We start from the raw sequence: 15,208 nt of genomic DNA, 5'->3' as shown, positions 1-15,208 counted from the left end.
GTTAGGGTGCGCCCAACGTGAGGGTGGCGTCTGCCGGCTTGCCGGATCGCAGATAGGTCAGCTCGAGCTTGTCCCCGACCTGGCGGGTCAAGGTCGCCACGACGATCTGTTCGCTGCTGACGGCCGCCTGGCCGTCGACCTTGGTGATGATGTCGCCCGCCTGCAGGCCCGCCTGCACCGCGGGGCCGCCGGCGTCGACCCCGAGCACGAACAGCCCGGTCGGTGTCCCGGCGGCCTTCGCGACCGCGGGCGGGATCTCCTGGACCTGGAGGCCGGTCGTCGGATGCCCGGGCTTGCCGGTGCTGATCAGCTGTTCGGCGATCGGGTTCGCCAGATCGACCGGAATCGCGAAGCCGAGGCCGACGCTCCCGCCGCCGGCGGCGCCCGACGCATCCGGAACCGTGGCGATCGCGGCGTTGACACCGACCAGGCGCCCGGAGCAGTCCACCAGTGCGCCGCCGCTGTTGCCGGGGTTGATGGCCGCGTCGGTCTGGACGGCACCGATCAGGTGATGGGTGACCGCGTCACCCGGCACCGGCACATAGCGGTCCAGCGCACTCACGATGCCCGACGTGACCGTGCTGCTGAGCCCCAGCGGGGCGCCGAGGGCGATCACCGGCTGGCCGACTTGCAGCGACCCGGACGAACCGACCGCGATGACGGGATAGTCGCCGGCGCCGTCGGCCACCTTCAGCACGGCCAGGTCCGTACTCGGATCGCGGCCGACGATCGTCGCGTCGGAGGTGCGGCCGTCGCTGTACCGCACGGACACCGCACCGCCGGAGCCCGCGGCGACCGAGATGACGTGGTCGTTGGTCAGGACGTACCCGCCGCTGCGGATGAGCTGTCCGGACCCGGTTCCCGCGGCGGCGCCGCGACGGGCCGAGATGGTCACGATCGACGGCAGCACCTGGTTCGCGACCGGGATCGCCGCGCACATCGCCGTACCAGGATCTGCCGCGCCCGATGCCGACGAGGTGCCGCCGCGGTCGACGGCGAGGAAGATCACCGCGGTCACGAGCGCGCCGGCCACCAGGCCGACCGGGAGACCGAGTGTCAGCAGTTGGGCGGGGTGGAAGCGGTGCCCGCTCGTCGAGGGTCCGGCGGCCGGGGGTTGGTTGTCGGCCTGACCCATCTCGACCTCCTCTGATCCGCTCAGGAGTCCGACGGCTGTGCCGGCGAGTCGTGTGCCACGCGCTCCTGGCCGTCCCGAGGATAGGTTTGCGGCGCGTCCGGCAGCTCACCCGATCCAGGTGACCGCGGGGTGGCACGGTCGAAGTACAGGTAGGCCACGGCCGCAGCAGCGATCGGCATCGCCAGCGCGAACAGGATCGACGACACCACGTTGATCAACGTCGGTGACCAGTCCGTCGCCAGCAGCAGGACGATGCCGGCGATCGGTCCGACGGCCAGGCCCAACCCGACCACCAGCGTCAGGGGTACGGCGGTCCGCCACCACCGGCGCATCACCAGGTGACGGCTGCGTCTCAGCGCCGTACCCCCGGAGCAGTGCTCGGCGACGAGGACCTGCACGATGAACGCGCGGCTGACGGCGTAGTACACAGCCACCGGGATCGTCGCCACGAAGATCGTGAGGACGAACAGCACGGCGACGTACTGTGTGCAGGCGCGAGCCAGCGGCCATCGGATCGTCACCACGTGGCGCAGCGCGGCCCGTGCCGTCACCGGGGCGCCACGGTCGAGTTGATCGAGCGTCCGCATCACGACCGCCAGGAGGACGACGTACGTCGCGATCGTGAGGAGGGTGACGGCCAGCGCGAGGATCGATGCCCAGAAGCCGGTCGCGTCCTCGGTCGGTGCGCCGAGGTCCGTCGGCGCATCCCGCCTGGCCGCCTGGAGCTCGGCCAGAGTGACCGTGATCAGGCCCAGGACGCCCAGGGCGGCGGCGAACCCACCGAACAGGCCCGGTTGCCGACGGAAGAGGCGGATCGCCGAGGCCACCGCCTGACCCCAGGCTCGTGGCCGGCGGGCGGGAAGTGGGTCGGCATCGGTCCATTGCGTCCGGCCGGCAGCGAACCACACCAGAGCGACGAGTACGGCGAGCACGAGCCCGAGCAGCCAGGTCCGGTCGAGGGTTTCGCGCAACAGGTTCGATCCGGTGGCGACGGCGGCGCAGAAGACCCGGGTGCTGCTCGGTCCGAGCAAGGTTCCGGCGGGCACAGTGGTGCTGTCGTCGCGCCAGTTCGCCTCGGCGTCCTGGATCGGCGCCGTCCAGGACTCCTTCATGTTCGGTCCGGTCGGTCCGTCGAAGAACGATCGCTGACGCTCACCCCATCGGCCCTGGAACGCGAGCCAGGGGTACTGCGCCAGGTAGTCCGACCGGTTCAGCGGGACATAGGCGACCTCGGGTTCGATCGCCGCTTGCGGCCTGGTGGTGTCGTCGCAGCCCAGTCCCTCCGAGCCGCGCCCGAGGTACAGGCGTTGCCCGTACTTGTTCGCATGCGAACCCGCCGCCGGGTAGACGACCGGATGGGTCCCGTCGACGAGTTCGAGCTTGGCGTCGCCCCACCGCGCGCGTTCGGCCCCGCCGTGCTGGCTGTACCCCACCGCGGTCGGGGACGTGGTCAGTGCGGCCGCCGGCGTGGATGCGTCGAAGATGAGCTGGATCGATTCCCAATCGCCTTCGTGGGTGTTGTTGTAGTCGTTGAAGATGTAGAAGAACCAGTACTCCAGCGAGAGCTGTCCGGGGTACGCCGGGTCCCGCGCGACGTGGGCGTAGACAGTCGCGGCGTACTCGGCGTTGAGCTGCGCGGACCAGTTGGCGTAGTCACAGGCGGGGCGCAGCGGATCGCCCGGAAAGTCCAGGAAGTGCCCGGCGTACTGCAACCCGAGGTCCGAACCCTTTGGCTGGGTCTTGATCAGATCCGGCGGCCGCCACGGGCCGCGCAGGGCGACCTCCTGATTGCCGAGCACGGCCTGGACGTCGATCGGCCGGAAGTGCTCGCCGTCGGCGCAGCGGGCTGCGCTGTCCTGAAGTTTGACCACCGGCGCGTAGCGGTCCGCCAGCTGCTGCGCCGCGACATCGTCCGGAGAGCTGGCGGCCATTGCAGGTTCCGTACCGCCGAAGAGCAACGCCGCCAGCACCAGCAGCGCCGATGACAGGATCACCCGATCTAGGTGATCCGGGCGCTCACGTCGCACGGCGGCTCGCCGCCCGTCGTTCGAGGTGGCGCCACCGCACCAGCGCCAGCAGGCCCACCACGACCGGTACGACCTGGACAGCGACCCGCCAGACGAGCAGTCCGGCGACGAGTGCCGTTGCCTCCAGATCGCTATGCGTCGAGACGAACGCCGCGTAGGTCGCGTCGAGCACCCCCGCGCCCATCAGCGGCAGCCCGGTGAGTGGATAGATGACGAGGAAGGTGCACGCGAGCAGAAGGACGGTGGCGCCGGTCAGCGGGATGCCGACGAAGCCGAGGCACATCACGAGCACACCAGCCTCCACGACGACCAGACCGCACAAGCTGACGACCGCGAGCCGGCCTTGCGCTTTCAGGAGCCCCGCGCTGTGGGCCTGGAAGTCGACCAGTCGCTCGGCCCACTCGTCCGGTCCGCTGGCGGACGGCCGCACCTTTCGTAGCAACGAACCGAGCATCCGTCCGAGCGCCGCGGCGGTCCGCTCTGCCCGTACGGCGTAGACCAGGCCGGCCAGCAACGCGACGGCCCCGGCGCCGAAAACGAGTGCTGCCCAGGCGAACGGTGCGTAGAAGGTCCGGCCGGCCCAGAAGATGACGAACCCGAGAACCGGCGCGGCCAGCCGGGCGACGTAGAACATCAGGGTGCTGAGCGTCAGTCCGGACGCCGCCGCTTTCGCGTCGATGCCCCACGATCGGAGCATTGCCAGCCGTACGACGACATCGCCCGGCGACGGTGCGATCGTCGCGACCGAGGTGGCCGCGACGTCGTTGACCATCGCACGCGGAACGTTGAGTCCGGTCACGAACAGTGCCAGCGGAGCCGCGAGTACGAATCGGCGGATCGGCAGGACGAGGAGGACCACCGCGATCTGCCAAGGGCTCAGGTGAGTCATCGCGTAGCCGACCTGGCTCCAGTCGATGGCCCGCAGCAGCCGCAGCAACAGCCAGGCGACGACGGCGACGAGCAACAGCCGGCCCACGCGCACCAGCGTCTTGGGGACTCGGCGCCGAGCCTTGTGGGTCGATTCCGGTCGCGGTGAGGGGTCTGCCACTCCACCACCCTGCCGTCGGATCGGCGTGCCGGCATCCCACGATCCGGGGGAGCCGATGTGGTCCGGACCACCCATCGCCCGGGAAGGGTGATGCCCTGCCACCGCTGCCGCGGCACAGTGAGTGGCGCCGGGAAAGGGGGCGTTGCCATGGGCCACTACGTGATCCGGGTGCAGGGCACGTTGTCGGACGAGCTGACCGAGGCGTTTCCCGCACTGGCGGTAGATCCAGAGCCGGTGCAGACCGTGCTGCACGGATACCTCGCCGATCAGGCAGCGCTGGCCGGCATCCTGAACCACCTCGACATGCTCGGAGTCAACATCCTGGAAGTCCTGCAGATCCCGCCCTTCGAGCCGATCGACGCCGGGTGACGAGTCCCGCGACCACAGCCGCTCCGGTCGCGATCACGCCGATCACGAAAACCACCAGGAGTGCCGTCCGGAGGGATCGGGTCAGGATGTCGAACGCGGCGGCGCCGGTCGCCGGGCTGAGCTCGGCCGGCAGCCGGTCGAGATAGTGCTGCCGGCCGATCGCCACGACGATGCCCAGCACGACCATCGAGACGGCCACGCCGAGTCCTGTGCCCAGCAGTGCACGGCGACGATCGACGGCGACGCAGAGTCCGAGGACCAGCAACCCGCCGGCGACGAACGGCAGCACCGTGCCGAATCGGTCCAGCAGGCGGTAGCCGCGCTGGGCCCGATACAGGTCCGGCGAGGAGAACAGGTCGAAGCTCTGATGGACATCGGGGATCCGTTCCGCGGCACTGAATCCCGCCGCGACAAGGCGTTCTCTGGCCGCCGCGACGAACGGACCGAGGTCGATGCTCACAGTGTCGCCGTTGACGCCGACAGGTCCGTCCCGACCACTCAGCGCGCCGACCAGTTGGTCGTGCGCCGCTCGGTTGGCGCCGCGCCACAGCGTCCGGAACGTCTCGCTCTCGACCAGTTGACCCACCTGGCCCCGGACGACCCCGTGGGCACCGTTCGCGATGCGCTCCGGCAGGTTGCGGAGGATCAGGTCCGTGATCCGGTCGGCGATCGTGTTTCGTACGCCGACGTCGGCGGCCAGCGGTACGACGTTCTCGACGTACCGATCGGTGTTCGTCACCTGCGTGCGCGCCCACGCACCCGTGACCGCCACCGGTGCCAGCACGCACCCGGCGATCAGCAGGACGACCGCCACCACTGTCCTGACCTTGCGCGTGTCCTCCATGGACTGCCTCCGGCCTCACCAGGAGCGTGACCGCCCGGAGTCGCGGTTTCCTCCTCCAGATCGGGTGAGCAGAGCCGACCAGGACGGTCCTACTCTCGAGAAGGGAATCCATTGCGAGAGGTGCCACCGTGACTTCGGATCAGGGACAGCCGACCGTCTTTCATCAGGTGCGCGTGCTGGACGTACGTCGCGGTCGTGTCGGGGACCCGATGCAGGTGGTGGTCCGGGACGGAGTCATCGACACGATCTCGCCGACGGCCGAGATCCCTGCCGGTGCGTACGTCGTACCCGGCGAAGGGCGGACGCTGATCCCGGGACTGATCGATGCCCATTGGCACGCGATCTTCGCCGCGGTGCCGCTGATGACCGCGCTGACGGGCGATGTCGGGTTCCTGCACATCGTCGCCGCGGCCGCGGCGCGCGACACGTTGCTGCGCGGCTTCACGTCGGTCCGGGACGCCGGCGGCCCGTCGTTCGGGCTCAAGCAGGCGATCGACGACGGCCTGGTGCCGGGGCCGCGGATCTACCCGTCCGGGGCGATGATCTCGCAGACCGGTGGGCACGGTGACTTCCGGGCCCGGCACGAGGTTCCACGTGGCCGGACCGGCTACCTGAGCCATGCCGAGCTGGTCGGTGCCGTCCGCATCGCCGACGGTGTCAGCGCGGTGTTCGAGGCCGCGCGCGAGCAGCTCATGCTCGGTGCCTCGCAGCTCAAACTCATGGCGGGCGGCGGCGTCGCGTCGTCGTACGACCCCTTGGACGTCACGCAGTACACCGAGGCCGAGCTCCGCGCGGCGGTCGAGGCCGCGGAGAACTGGGGAACCTACGTGATGGTGCACGCCTACACGCCGCGCGCGGTCCAGCAGGCGATCCGGGCCGGGGTCAAGTGCATCGAACACGGTCAGCTGCTCGACGACGAGACCGTCGAACTGATGGCCGAGAACGACGTCTGGTGGTCGTTGCAGCCCTTCCTGGACGACGAGGACGCACCTCCCGTCCCGCCGGGGAGCCGGACGAAGTTCGAGCAGATGGTGACCGGGACGGAAACGGCGTACGAGCTGGCGAAGAAGCACGACGTCCGGCTGGCCTGGGGGACCGACACCCTGTTCGATCCGGCGCTCGCAGCCAAGCAGGGCAAGCAACTCGCCAAGATGACGCGCTGGTTCACGCCGGCCGAGGTGCTGACCATGGCGACCGTCACTAACGCCGAACTGTTGGCGCTGTCCGCGGCCCGGAGTCCGTACCAGGGTGTTCTCGGGGTCGTCGAGGAAGGAGCACTCGCCGACCTCGTCCTCGTGAACGGCAATCCACTGGACGACATCCAGTTGCTGGCCACCCCGGAGACCGCCTTCGCGGCGATCATGAAACAGGGCGCCCTCGTCAAGGACATGTCGTCTCGCTGAGGATTTCGCGAGCCGGCCAGAGTTGGGGCTGGATCGCCGGGTCGGTGTAGTCGGGGTCGGGGTTGTGGCGGACGAGGATGTCGTTCGAGTGGGCAGGCCCGGGGCGCCAGCGGTTGTCGAGTGGCTGCAGATGGATCGCGAGCGACCGGCGGGGCGCATTCGAGAGGTTGGCCGAGCTGCCGTGCACGGTCCGGCAGTGATGGAAGCTGACCTGTCCACGCCGCATCCGCGGTACGACGGGAGTCGGGTCGAACCCCTGCGCGACGATCGACGCCTCCAGTCCCGCCACGTCCTGCGAGAAGAAATCCAGCCCGGTCACGGACCACCGATGGCTGCCGGGCATGAACCCCACCGCGCCGTTCACCTCGTCGACGTCGTGGAATCCGACCCAGGCGGTCAGCATCTCGTCCGACGTACACGACTGCCAGTACTGCCGGTCCGTGTGCCACCCAACCTGCGCCGATCCACGCTGCGCCGAATCGCTGGGCGGTTTGAACAGCAGTTGGTCGTGCCACAACCGGATCCCGTCGGCACCGGACAGTGCAGCGGCTGTCGCGGCGATCGCCGGATGCCGGACCAGCGCGGCCAGTTCGTCCACCCGAAGCGACGAGTAGTCGTTCTTCCGCAGTACGTCGCCGTCCGCCGGCCGCCACCCACGCGTCGCCGGTATGTCGGGCAACGCCCGATCGTGATCGTCCGCGTAGAACCGCTACGCCGAGACGGGGCTGGCGCTCGCGGTGGACCATCTGGTGCTCGCGGTCTCCCGGTCGCTGGCGCCGGCCGCCGTGCCGCAGCTCGCGATGCATCCCGCCGTACGGACGGTGAAACGCCTGCTGGACCAGGAGTTTCACGAGCGCTGGACCCTGACGGAGTTGGCGGATCGCGTCGGGCTTGCACCGGCGTACCTGGCCGAACTGTTCGCCGGCGAGCTCGGCCAGCCACCGCACCGCTACCTCAACGAACGCCGGATCGACCGCGCCCGCCAACTCCTCGAATCCAGCGACGTGACCATCACCGCGCTCGCGATGAGCCTCGGCTTCAGCTCCAGCCAGCACTTCGCGCGGGTGTTCCGTCAGCTGACCGGCAGCACGCCGACATCCGTCAGATCGTCACGATCGCGGTGACACCGAGCGCGATGCCGACCAGATAGGTGCCCATGGCACCGACATCGCGGAGCGGACCGTGCGTCGCGAGCGAAGGGGACCGCAGCATGCCGATCGCGTGCGTGAACCGGACGAAGACGGCCGCGACGGCGAGTACGTCGACCAGCCAGCTGTCGGACAGCGCCGAGCAGACCAGCAGCAGCACGATCATCGTCGGGATGTACTCGGCCGCGTTGCCGTGCGCGCGAACCGCGATCAACAGCCGGTCGGTCGGATCGGTCGGCAGCTGGTTGCCGCCGGCACGGAGCGCGCGGTTCCGCGTGACGTTGGCGCCGAGCACGAACAACAGGATGCCCAGCAGGGCGATGCAGACAACGGTGATGGTGCTCATACCAATGCTCCTTTGAACAGACTGCTGACGATGGTGTGGCTGAGGTGGGTCCCGAGCAGGGCGTCGGTCTTGTGCATGCCGCCGGGGCAGGTGACGTTGACCTCGATCAGCCGGCCGTCGATCACGTCGAGACCGGCGACGACCAGGCCGTGCTTGCGCAGCACCGGCCCGAGTACGTCGACGATCGCGCGATCCTGGTCGTCGATCTCGGCCGGTGCGACCGGCGGCCCGATCCGGAAGTCGTCGACGGCCGGGCGCCGAAGGACCGCGCCGACGATCTCGCCGTCCAGCAGGAACAGCCGCTTGTTGCCCTGCGCAACCGTTGGCAGGAACTGCTGGGCGATCACGTGCCGGCGCCCGCCGTGCGTGGCCGACTCCAGCAACGCGATCGCGCTCCGGTCGTCCCGCACGAGCCAGACGCCGATCCCCGCGAACCCGTCGACCGGCTTCACGACCGCGGCGCCGACGCGCCGCACGAACGACCGCAGGGCCTGCGGATCAGCCCCGACGTACGTCGGCGGGCACAACTCGGGGAACTGCAGCGCGACGAGCTTCTCGTGCATCGCGCGAATGCCCTCCGGCCGGTTGATCACCCGCGTGCCGGCCTGTTCGACGAGATCGAGCAGGTACGTCGTGTGCAGGTACCGCGCGTCGACGGGCGGATCGATCCGCAGGTGGACCACGTCGAGCGACGCGACGTCGACGACCGCGGTACCGAGCTCGTCCCACCATGTCGAGTCGACGATCCACCGATGATCGCCACCGGCGACTCGCGGCCGCAGCCGGATCCGCCGCGCCCGGGCGCACACCCGGCCGTCGACGACCGCGAGCTCCTCCGGACCGCAACACCAGACGTCGAGTCCGAGGTCCTGCGTCGCACTCATCAACCCGACGCTCGCGTCGATATCGCCCTGCAGTCCGACCAACGGATCAGTCACGAACAACGCGCCGCTCATGCCGCCAACTCCTCATCCAGTACGCCGGCTGCCGCCGCGCGCCACAGGTCTGCGGAACCAGATCCTTCGAGCGCCCGCAGCACGTCGCGTCGGCGTACGTCGTCGTACACGAGCTGCCTGAGTACGGCGACCGCGCGCTCGACCGCGTCCGGTTCGTCGGCGTCGAGGAAGCGCACCTCGAGGTACGTCCCGCGCGGGCGGACCGGCGGGAACAACGTGCTCACGTGCCCGATCGGCCCGTCGACGAAGACCGTGGCGGCTGCGGCGAAGGCGGCGTACGACGCGACCGGGTCCTCGTCGCGCAGCAGGCTGTCGTCGAAGGCAGTGCGCGCCGGGTCGACCGCCAACCAGGTCGCCAGCCGATCGCTGCGATTGAAGCGCGCGGCGAGGAACGGCCCGGCGAGGTTGAGCACCCGCCACTGCTCGATCCCCGCCCGCCCCGGCCACCAGTCGAGACAGATCTGCGTGGAAGCGGTACGGCGCATCATCCGCCGACCGGCCGGGCCGATGCGGTCGAAGTGGCGCTGCATCGCGACGTACCGCGCCGAGGTCAGCTGCAGCGGCACGTCCCGTCGCGGGTCGACCGGGATCGCCTGCAGCGTGACTCCGTCCAGCCGGCGCCGGAGGTCGGCAGTCAGCCAACGCAGGTCGCCGATCGGGTCGAGCGACGGCGGCAGGCTCAGTTCGAGTTGGCCGCCGGGCTCGAAGCTGACGTACGGCGCCGCGAGCGACCCCTCCGCCGCCCGCCGCACCTCCTCGATCGGCACCACGCCGCCATCGGCCGCGGCGACGACGTACTCCTGCTCGATCGCGACCCGGACCGTCCGCCGGCGCCCCCGCGCGAACAGACCGGCCACTACCGGGTACAGCTCCCTGGCCTTCATCGGGCCCTCCCTGATACTGTAAGGATTCCTGTCATATATTGGAAGGTATCCTTACGACATGTCAAGGCCTGAGGTGCCGCGGCCCGATCGCAAGCCGCTGATCGCACTGGTCGACCGAGCCAACCGCGCGCTGCAGACGGACATGGTCCGCCGGGCCCACGCCGACGGGCACACCGAGGTGAAGATGGCCCACAACTCGGTCTTCGGCACCTTGCACGCTGGTGGCGCGCGGGCCGCGGACATGGCCGCCCGGGCCGGGATCACCAGGCAGTCGATGGGCGAGGTGATCCGGGACATGGTCGACCTCGACCTGCTGGAGATGCAGGCCGACCCGAACGACCGCCGGGCGAAGGTGGTCGACTACTCCGAGCACGGCCTGTCGGTGGCGGGTGACGGATTCCGGTATCTGATCGACCTGGAGCAGCGGTTCGCGGAGGAATTCGGCGAGCAGGAGTACGCCGTCGCGCGGGACGTGCTCGACCGACTGATCGACGTACTCGACCGGTTCGCGGCCGAAGAGGATCAGGTCTCGTCTTCGGCCGGTGGCAGCGTCGGGTAGTCGCCGATCGGGTAGAGACCGACCGTGAAGCCGTACGTCGTGTCGCCGGCGCGGGGGAGCTGGTCGAACGTGTGGATCAACGCGTCCACCTGCTGCCAGAACTCCCCGGCACGCTCCTCGGGAATGCGGGCGTGCCGGATGAACGAGCGCATCTCACCCGCGTCGTACGCCGGCTTCGACTCCTCGGCCGCGACCTCGAAGTCGTTGAAGTCGTGCGGCAGTTGCCCGTCGGTGCCCTGCCGGCCGAGTCCGACGAAGAACATCCGCGCGGCGCGTCCGTAGAACCGCTCCTCGATCGCCCGCACTCGCCGCGTCCGGACCACCTGCAGGATGCCGGCATCGGCGAGCACCTTCACGTGGTGCGCGACCGTGCTCTTCGGCCGCCCGACCGCCGTGGCCAGCTCCGTCACAGTCGCGGCCCGCTCGTGCAGCAGCCCGAGAATCGTCGTCCGGAGCGGATCGCTGATCGCCCGCACCTGCTCCGCGCTAGTCAGCTCGACGGTGTCCGCGAGCTCGTAGTTAGGTACCGAGCTGTTGATTGGCATGGTTCGAATAGACTAGCATCGTGGATTGTTCGGGATATTTGGATCATTGGAGCTGATGATGGCCGAGGTCGTGCTGTACCACCACTCGCAGGGGCTGACCGAGGGGGTGAAGGCGTTCGCCGAGGAGCTCCGGCAGGCGGGCCACACCGTCCACACGCCGGATCTCTACGAGGGAAACACCTACGCGACGCTTGACGAGGGGATGGACTACGCGCGGGCGACCGGCTTCGGTGTGATCGCGGAGCGCGGCGTCCAGGCAGCGCAGAGCCTGCCCGAAAACGTGGTGTACGCCGGATTCTCGCTCGGTGTGGTGCCCGCGCAGCAGCTGGCGCAGACTCGCCCCGGTGCCGCCGGAGCGCTCTTCTACTACTCGTGCCTCCCGGTCGAGGAGTTCGGCACCTGGCCGGACGGCGTACCGGTGCAGGTGCACGGCATGGACGAGGACCCGTTCTTCACCGAGGAAGGCGGCGACCTGGACGCTGCCCGCGCCCTGGTCGCCGCCACCGACAAAGCTGAACTGTTCCTCTACCCCGGCAAGGAGCACCTGTTCGCCGACTCCTCCCTGCCCGGGTACGACGAGGCTGCCGCCAAGCTCCTCCTCGAGCGCACCCTCGCCTTCCTCTAACCCGTTACGTCCGAAGAACTGGTGAGATGTCTCGCCGGTTCTTCGGACGTAAGGTTCTTCGGGCGGCTCAGGCGGGTGGGGATGAAGGAGGCGATCGCCAGTGCGGTGAGGGCGGCGCCGGCGCCGATCAGTAGGACGACCCGGAAGCCACTCTGCGAGGGCAGGGTGTAGCCGCCAAGGCTGATCGTGAGGTTCGCGAGGAGCACACCGGCGACCGCGCTGGACACCGACGTACCGATCGATCGCATGAGGGTGTTGAAGCTGTTCGCGGCGGCCGTCTCCGACACCGGTACGGCGCTCATGATCAGCGCGGGCATCGCGCCGTACGCCAGGCCGATGCCCGCGCCGATCAGCAGCGACACCAGCACGAGCTGCCAGACCGAGCTCATCAGCACACTGCCCACGCCGTACCCGGCCGCGACCACGAGGGCGCCGAGCATCAGCGTCACCTTCGGGCCGCGGGTCTTCGAGATCTTCGCCGAGAACGGTGCGGCGACGAGCATGATCAGACCCGACGGGCCCATTACCAGGCCGGATGCGAGCATCGACTGGCCGAGCCCGAAACCAGTTGCCTTGGGCATCTGCAGCAGCTGCGGCAGCACCAGCGACATCGCGAACATCGCGAAACCGAACACCATCGACGCCAGGTTGGTCAGCAGCACCTGCGGGCGCGCGGTCGTACGTAGGTCGACGAGCGGCTCGCTGGTACGACGCTCCCACCAGCCCCATGTGAGCAACGCGACCACCGCGAGCGCGAACAGGCCGAGCGTCCGCCCGCCGGTCCAGCCCCAGTCGGCGCCCTGAGAGATTGCCAGCAGCAACGAAATCAGCCCGATCGACAGTCCCAGACCACCGGGTACGTCGAAGCGGCCCCCGGAGCGCACAGCCGACTCCGGGACGAAATGCAGTACCAGCACGAAGACGACCGCGCCGAGGGCGGCGGACAGCCAGAACAGCGTGTGCCAGTTGAAGTTCTCCGCGAGCAGCGCGGCCGCGGGCAGGCCGAGCGCGCCGCCGACGCCGAGCGAGGCGCTCATCTGCGCGGTCGCCGAACCGAGCTTCTCGGCCGGCAGTTCGTCGCGCATGATGCTGATGCCGAGCGGGATCACGCCGGCGGCCAGGCCCTGCAGCGCGCGGCCGGCGATCATCGGCACGAGCGAGCTGCTGAGCGCGGCGACGACCGAGCCCGCGATCAGCATGCCGATGCTGATCAGCAGCATCCGGCGCTTGCCGTACATGTCACCGAGGCGGCCCATGATCGGGGTCGCGACCGCGGCGGCGAGCAGCGTGGCGGTGATCGCCCAGGCGGTGCCGGCCGCCGACGCGTGCAGCAGTCGCGGCAGCTCGGGGACCAGCGGGATCACCAGGGTCTGCATCAGCGCGACCGTGATACCGGCCGAGGCGAGTACGGGGACGACGGTCCCGGTACGCACAGATGGTGCAGCGGACATCAGCAGCCTCCTGGCCGAGATAGATAGTTGGTTTCTGCAACCAATAGACTAAGTCAGGCAGTTGACTTAAACAAGCCGGCGAGGGAAGCTGGACACAGAAACCGCGCGGAGGTGATGACTTGTGACCGATAGTGAGCAGCTCGGGCTTCGGGAAGTACTGGTGACGTGGTGATGATGATGGCGAAAGATGTGCGGGCGGTTCGGGTGAATGCGACCCGCGAGCTGATCCTGAGCACGGCCGAGCGGATGTTCGCCGAGCGTGGTGTGCACGAGGTGTCGAACCGGCAGATCAGCGAGGCGGCCGGGCAGGGCAACAACACCGCGGTCGGGTACCACTTCGGTACCAAGACCGATCTGGTCCGGGCGATCGTGCACAAGCACGCCGGGCCGATCGAGGAGCGGCGCAAGGAACTCGTCGTCGAGGTCGAGGGCAGCATCGAGGTCCGCGACTGGGTGACCTGCCTGGTGCGGCCGGCGACCGACCATATGGCCGGCCTCGGCAACCCGAGCTGGCTGGCCCGGTTCAACGCCCAACTGATGAACGATCCGGCGCTGCGCGAGGTGCAGATCGAGGAATCGCTCAGCTCGCCGACCCTGCGGCAGATCCTGGACGGACTCAGCGTGTGCCTGGCCGACCTGCCGATTCCGGTACGGATGGAACGCGGCGACATGGCTCGGCATCTGATCGTGCAGATGTGTGCGGAGTACGAGCGTGCGCTGGCCGAGGGGACGCCGACCGCGCGCGCGACCTGGCACGAGATGGCGGACGGACTGATCGACGGCATCGTCGGTCTCTGGACCGCTCCGGTGACTCCATGAGCGTTCTGGTCGTCGGTGCTTCGGCAGCCGGGTTGTCGACCGTGGAAGCCCTTCGGCGTAAGGGATATCAAGAGCCGATCACGGTGGTCGGCGCCGAATGGCATCCGCCGTACGACCGGCCGCCGCTGTCCAAGCAGTTCCTCCGCGGAGACTGGAACGAGGACCGGACCAGGCTCCGTCCGGACACGATGCTCTCGGCGCTCGCGGCCGAGTTCGTCGTCGAGGACTGATCAGCTGAACGCGGCGAGGTTCCGGTCGGCCCAGGCGCGGAAGGTGCTTGCGGGTCGGCCGGTGAGGTCCTGGACGGTCGTCGTGACGAGGTCGGAGGCCGGGCGGTCCCGGGCGCTGCCGATCAGCGCCTCGACCAGCGCCGGCGGGCGACCGTCCGCGAGCAGCTGCGCTCGCGCGTCGTCGAACGGGGTCGCGTCGAACGTCAGCTCGCGGCCGAGCACGTCGCCGAGAATCCGCACCTGATCGGCCCGGCTCAGTACGTCGGGACCGGTCAGCGTGTGGGTGGTGCCGGGCTGCGAATCACGCAGTACGGCGGAAGCGACCGCGGCGATGTCCGCGGGATCGATCACCGCGGTGGCGGCGCTGTCCGGTCCGCGCACGACGTCACCGGCCCGGAGTTGGCCCGCCCAACCGAGTGCGTTGGACGCGAACGTGTCCGCGCGCAGGATCGTCCACTCCAGCCCCGACGCCTGCACGGCCGTCTCCAGATCGGCATGCAGCCGCGTGATCGGATCCGTGTCCGCCCCGAACCGGACTGCCGACGACGACAGATACACGACCCTCCGCGCGTGTTCCGCGATCTTGGTCAGCGCATTGGTCGCACCCTCGGAGGTGAGAAACGGCCACACCAGGAAGACCGCCTCGACTCCGTGCAGTGCTTCGTCCAGAGTGTGCGGCTTGGTGAGGTCGGCGCCCGAGGAGCGGTCAAGGGCCCGCGCCTCCGGCAGCAGTGCCGCCAGTTCGCGGCCGACGTTGCCTGTCGCGCCAGTCAAGAGGATCACTTTGTCGGCAACCGGACCGAGCGCTGTCGGTATTCC

The 15,208-nt window shown here is 69.2% G+C and carries 18 protein-coding genes; 7 read left to right on the top strand and 11 right to left on the bottom strand.

What is annotated here, in order from left to right; genetic code table 11:
* Position 1: 1 nt before the first annotated feature.
* The 3 genes from ACWF0M_RS07550 to ACWF0M_RS07540 are packed head-to-tail and all read right to left on the bottom strand — an operon-like array spanning position 2 to position 4,138.
* A complete protein-coding gene (locus ACWF0M_RS07550) occupies positions 2–1,135 on the bottom strand; it encodes a S1C family serine protease (RefSeq protein WP_452234795.1) in 1,134 nt (377 codons plus the stop codon).
* A gap of 20 nt (positions 1,136–1,155) precedes the next feature.
* A complete protein-coding gene (locus ACWF0M_RS07545; protein ID WP_452234794.1) occupies positions 1,156–3,162 on the bottom strand; it encodes a hypothetical protein in 2,007 nt (668 codons plus the stop codon).
* Positions 3,152–4,138 (bottom strand): lysylphosphatidylglycerol synthase domain-containing protein, encoded by a 987-nt coding sequence (locus ACWF0M_RS07540; protein ID WP_452234793.1) that lies wholly within the window; start codon positions 4,136–4,138, stop codon positions 3,152–3,154. Before ACWF0M_RS07540 ends, ACWF0M_RS07545 begins: the two co-directional genes overlap by 11 nt.
* 219 nt (positions 4,139–4,357) lie before the next feature.
* Here ACWF0M_RS07540 and ACWF0M_RS07535 point away from each other — a divergent pair, with 219 nt between their 5' ends.
* Positions 4,358–4,579, top strand: a complete 222-nt coding sequence (locus ACWF0M_RS07535) for a hypothetical protein (RefSeq protein WP_452234792.1) — start codon at positions 4,358–4,360, stop codon at positions 4,577–4,579.
* Here the strand turns inward: ACWF0M_RS07535 and ACWF0M_RS07530 are convergent.
* Positions 4,524–5,423: a hypothetical protein gene (locus ACWF0M_RS07530; RefSeq protein WP_452234791.1), complete on the bottom strand. Its 900-nt coding sequence runs from the start codon at positions 5,421–5,423 to the stop codon at positions 4,524–4,526. The two genes, ACWF0M_RS07535 and ACWF0M_RS07530, sit on opposite strands and share 56 nt — an antisense overlap.
* Before the next feature lie 128 nt (positions 5,424–5,551).
* Between ACWF0M_RS07530 and ACWF0M_RS07525 the strand changes: the two genes are divergently transcribed.
* Positions 5,552–6,826, top strand: coding sequence for an amidohydrolase family protein (locus tag ACWF0M_RS07525; protein WP_452234790.1), 1,275 nt, complete (start codon positions 5,552–5,554; stop codon positions 6,824–6,826).
* On the opposite strand, the gene ACWF0M_RS07520 is transcribed toward ACWF0M_RS07525, so the two are convergent.
* Positions 6,804–7,505: a phytanoyl-CoA dioxygenase family protein gene (locus ACWF0M_RS07520; RefSeq protein ID WP_452234789.1), complete on the bottom strand. Its 702-nt coding sequence runs from the start codon at positions 7,503–7,505 to the stop codon at positions 6,804–6,806. The genes ACWF0M_RS07525 and ACWF0M_RS07520 overlap by 23 nt on opposite strands.
* A 58-nt stretch (positions 7,506–7,563) precedes the next feature.
* Between ACWF0M_RS07520 and ACWF0M_RS07515 the strand changes: the two genes are divergently transcribed.
* Positions 7,564–7,950 carry a helix-turn-helix transcriptional regulator gene (locus ACWF0M_RS07515; protein ID WP_452234788.1) on the top strand — a complete coding sequence of 129 codons (387 nt, stop codon included), beginning with the start codon at positions 7,564–7,566 and terminating at the stop codon, positions 7,948–7,950.
* On the opposite strand, the gene ACWF0M_RS07510 is transcribed toward ACWF0M_RS07515, so the two are convergent.
* Genes ACWF0M_RS07510 through ACWF0M_RS07500 form a run of 3 tightly spaced genes read right to left on the bottom strand, consistent with a single transcriptional unit; the run spans position 7,928 to position 10,160 of the window.
* Entirely contained in the window at positions 7,928–8,320 is a 393-nt protein-coding gene (locus ACWF0M_RS07510; protein ID WP_452234787.1) for an MAPEG family protein, read from the bottom strand. The genes ACWF0M_RS07515 and ACWF0M_RS07510 overlap by 23 nt on opposite strands.
* Complete coding sequence (locus tag ACWF0M_RS07505; RefSeq protein ID WP_452234786.1) at positions 8,317–9,276, bottom strand: ATP-grasp domain-containing protein; 960 nt, start codon at positions 9,274–9,276, stop codon at positions 8,317–8,319. Before ACWF0M_RS07505 ends, ACWF0M_RS07510 begins: the two co-directional genes overlap by 4 nt.
* A complete protein-coding gene (locus ACWF0M_RS07500; RefSeq protein ID WP_452234785.1) occupies positions 9,273–10,160 on the bottom strand; it encodes a glutamate-cysteine ligase family protein in 888 nt (295 codons plus the stop codon). Before ACWF0M_RS07500 ends, ACWF0M_RS07505 begins: the two co-directional genes overlap by 4 nt.
* Before the next feature lie 58 nt (positions 10,161–10,218).
* Between ACWF0M_RS07500 and ACWF0M_RS07495 the strand changes: the two genes are divergently transcribed.
* On the top strand, positions 10,219–10,719 hold the full coding sequence (locus tag ACWF0M_RS07495; protein ID WP_452234784.1) for a MarR family winged helix-turn-helix transcriptional regulator: 501 nt from the start codon (positions 10,219–10,221) through the stop codon (positions 10,717–10,719).
* Here ACWF0M_RS07495 and ACWF0M_RS07490 read toward each other — a convergent pair.
* Entirely contained in the window at positions 10,683–11,264 is a 582-nt protein-coding gene (locus tag ACWF0M_RS07490) for an ArsR/SmtB family transcription factor (protein ID WP_452234783.1), read from the bottom strand. The genes ACWF0M_RS07495 and ACWF0M_RS07490 overlap by 37 nt on opposite strands.
* A gap of 55 nt (positions 11,265–11,319) precedes the next feature.
* Here ACWF0M_RS07490 and ACWF0M_RS07485 point away from each other — a divergent pair, with 55 nt between their 5' ends.
* The gene (locus ACWF0M_RS07485) at positions 11,320–11,889 is read left to right on the top strand and encodes a dienelactone hydrolase family protein (RefSeq protein ID WP_452234857.1); all 570 of its coding nucleotides are present in this window, start codon (positions 11,320–11,322) and stop codon (positions 11,887–11,889) included.
* Here ACWF0M_RS07485 and ACWF0M_RS07480 read toward each other — a convergent pair.
* Complete coding sequence (locus tag ACWF0M_RS07480; RefSeq protein ID WP_452234782.1) at positions 11,886–13,340, bottom strand: MFS transporter; 1,455 nt, start codon at positions 13,338–13,340, stop codon at positions 11,886–11,888. The genes ACWF0M_RS07485 and ACWF0M_RS07480 overlap by 4 nt on opposite strands.
* A 177-nt stretch (positions 13,341–13,517) precedes the next feature.
* On the opposite strand from ACWF0M_RS07480, the gene ACWF0M_RS07475 reads away from it, so the two are divergent.
* Positions 13,518–14,159, top strand: a complete 642-nt coding sequence (locus tag ACWF0M_RS07475; protein ID WP_452234781.1) for a TetR/AcrR family transcriptional regulator — start codon at positions 13,518–13,520, stop codon at positions 14,157–14,159.
* A complete protein-coding gene (locus tag ACWF0M_RS07470; RefSeq protein WP_452234780.1) occupies positions 14,156–14,389 on the top strand; it encodes an FAD-dependent oxidoreductase in 234 nt (77 codons plus the stop codon). The genes ACWF0M_RS07475 and ACWF0M_RS07470 overlap by 4 nt, the downstream gene beginning before the upstream one ends.
* Here the strand turns inward: ACWF0M_RS07470 and ACWF0M_RS07465 are convergent, their stop codons facing one another.
* Entirely contained in the window at positions 14,390–15,172 is a 783-nt protein-coding gene (locus ACWF0M_RS07465; protein WP_452234779.1) for an NAD(P)H-binding protein, read from the bottom strand.
* Positions 15,173–15,208: the final 36 nt, after the last annotated feature.

Source organism: Kribbella sp. NPDC055110, assembly GCF_053607525.1.
This window is presented reverse-complemented; position numbering and strand designations above follow the sequence as displayed.

Excerpts from the sequence above, each read along its gene's own strand:
- ACWF0M_RS07505 (WP_452234786.1), bottom strand. The coding sequence starts at position 9,276 with ATGAGCGGCGCGTTGTTCGTGACTGATCCGTTGGTCGGACTGCAGGGC.
- ACWF0M_RS07495 (WP_452234784.1), top strand. The coding sequence starts at position 10,219 with ATGTCAAGGCCTGAGGTGCCGCGGCCCGATCGCAAGCCGCTGATCGCA.
- ACWF0M_RS07500 (WP_452234785.1), bottom strand. The coding sequence starts at position 10,160 with ATGAAGGCCAGGGAGCTGTACCCGGTAGTGGCCGGTCTGTTCGCGCGG.
- ACWF0M_RS07530 (WP_452234791.1), bottom strand. The coding sequence starts at position 5,423 with ATGGAGGACACGCGCAAGGTCAGGACAGTGGTGGCGGTCGTCCTGCTG.
- ACWF0M_RS07510 (WP_452234787.1), bottom strand. The coding sequence starts at position 8,320 with ATGAGCACCATCACCGTTGTCTGCATCGCCCTGCTGGGCATCCTGTTG.
- ACWF0M_RS07480 (WP_452234782.1), bottom strand. The coding sequence starts at position 13,340 with ATGTCCGCTGCACCATCTGTGCGTACCGGGACCGTCGTCCCCGTACTC.
- ACWF0M_RS07490 (WP_452234783.1), bottom strand. The coding sequence starts at position 11,264 with ATGCCAATCAACAGCTCGGTACCTAACTACGAGCTCGCGGACACCGTC.
- ACWF0M_RS07470 (WP_452234780.1), top strand. The coding sequence starts at position 14,156 with ATGAGCGTTCTGGTCGTCGGTGCTTCGGCAGCCGGGTTGTCGACCGTG.
- ACWF0M_RS07550 (WP_452234795.1), bottom strand. The coding sequence starts at position 1,135 with ATGGGTCAGGCCGACAACCAACCCCCGGCCGCCGGACCCTCGACGAGC.
- ACWF0M_RS07485 (WP_452234857.1), top strand. The coding sequence starts at position 11,320 with ATGATGGCCGAGGTCGTGCTGTACCACCACTCGCAGGGGCTGACCGAG.
- ACWF0M_RS07535 (WP_452234792.1), top strand. The coding sequence starts at position 4,358 with ATGGGCCACTACGTGATCCGGGTGCAGGGCACGTTGTCGGACGAGCTG.
- ACWF0M_RS07475 (WP_452234781.1), top strand. The coding sequence starts at position 13,518 with ATGGCGAAAGATGTGCGGGCGGTTCGGGTGAATGCGACCCGCGAGCTG.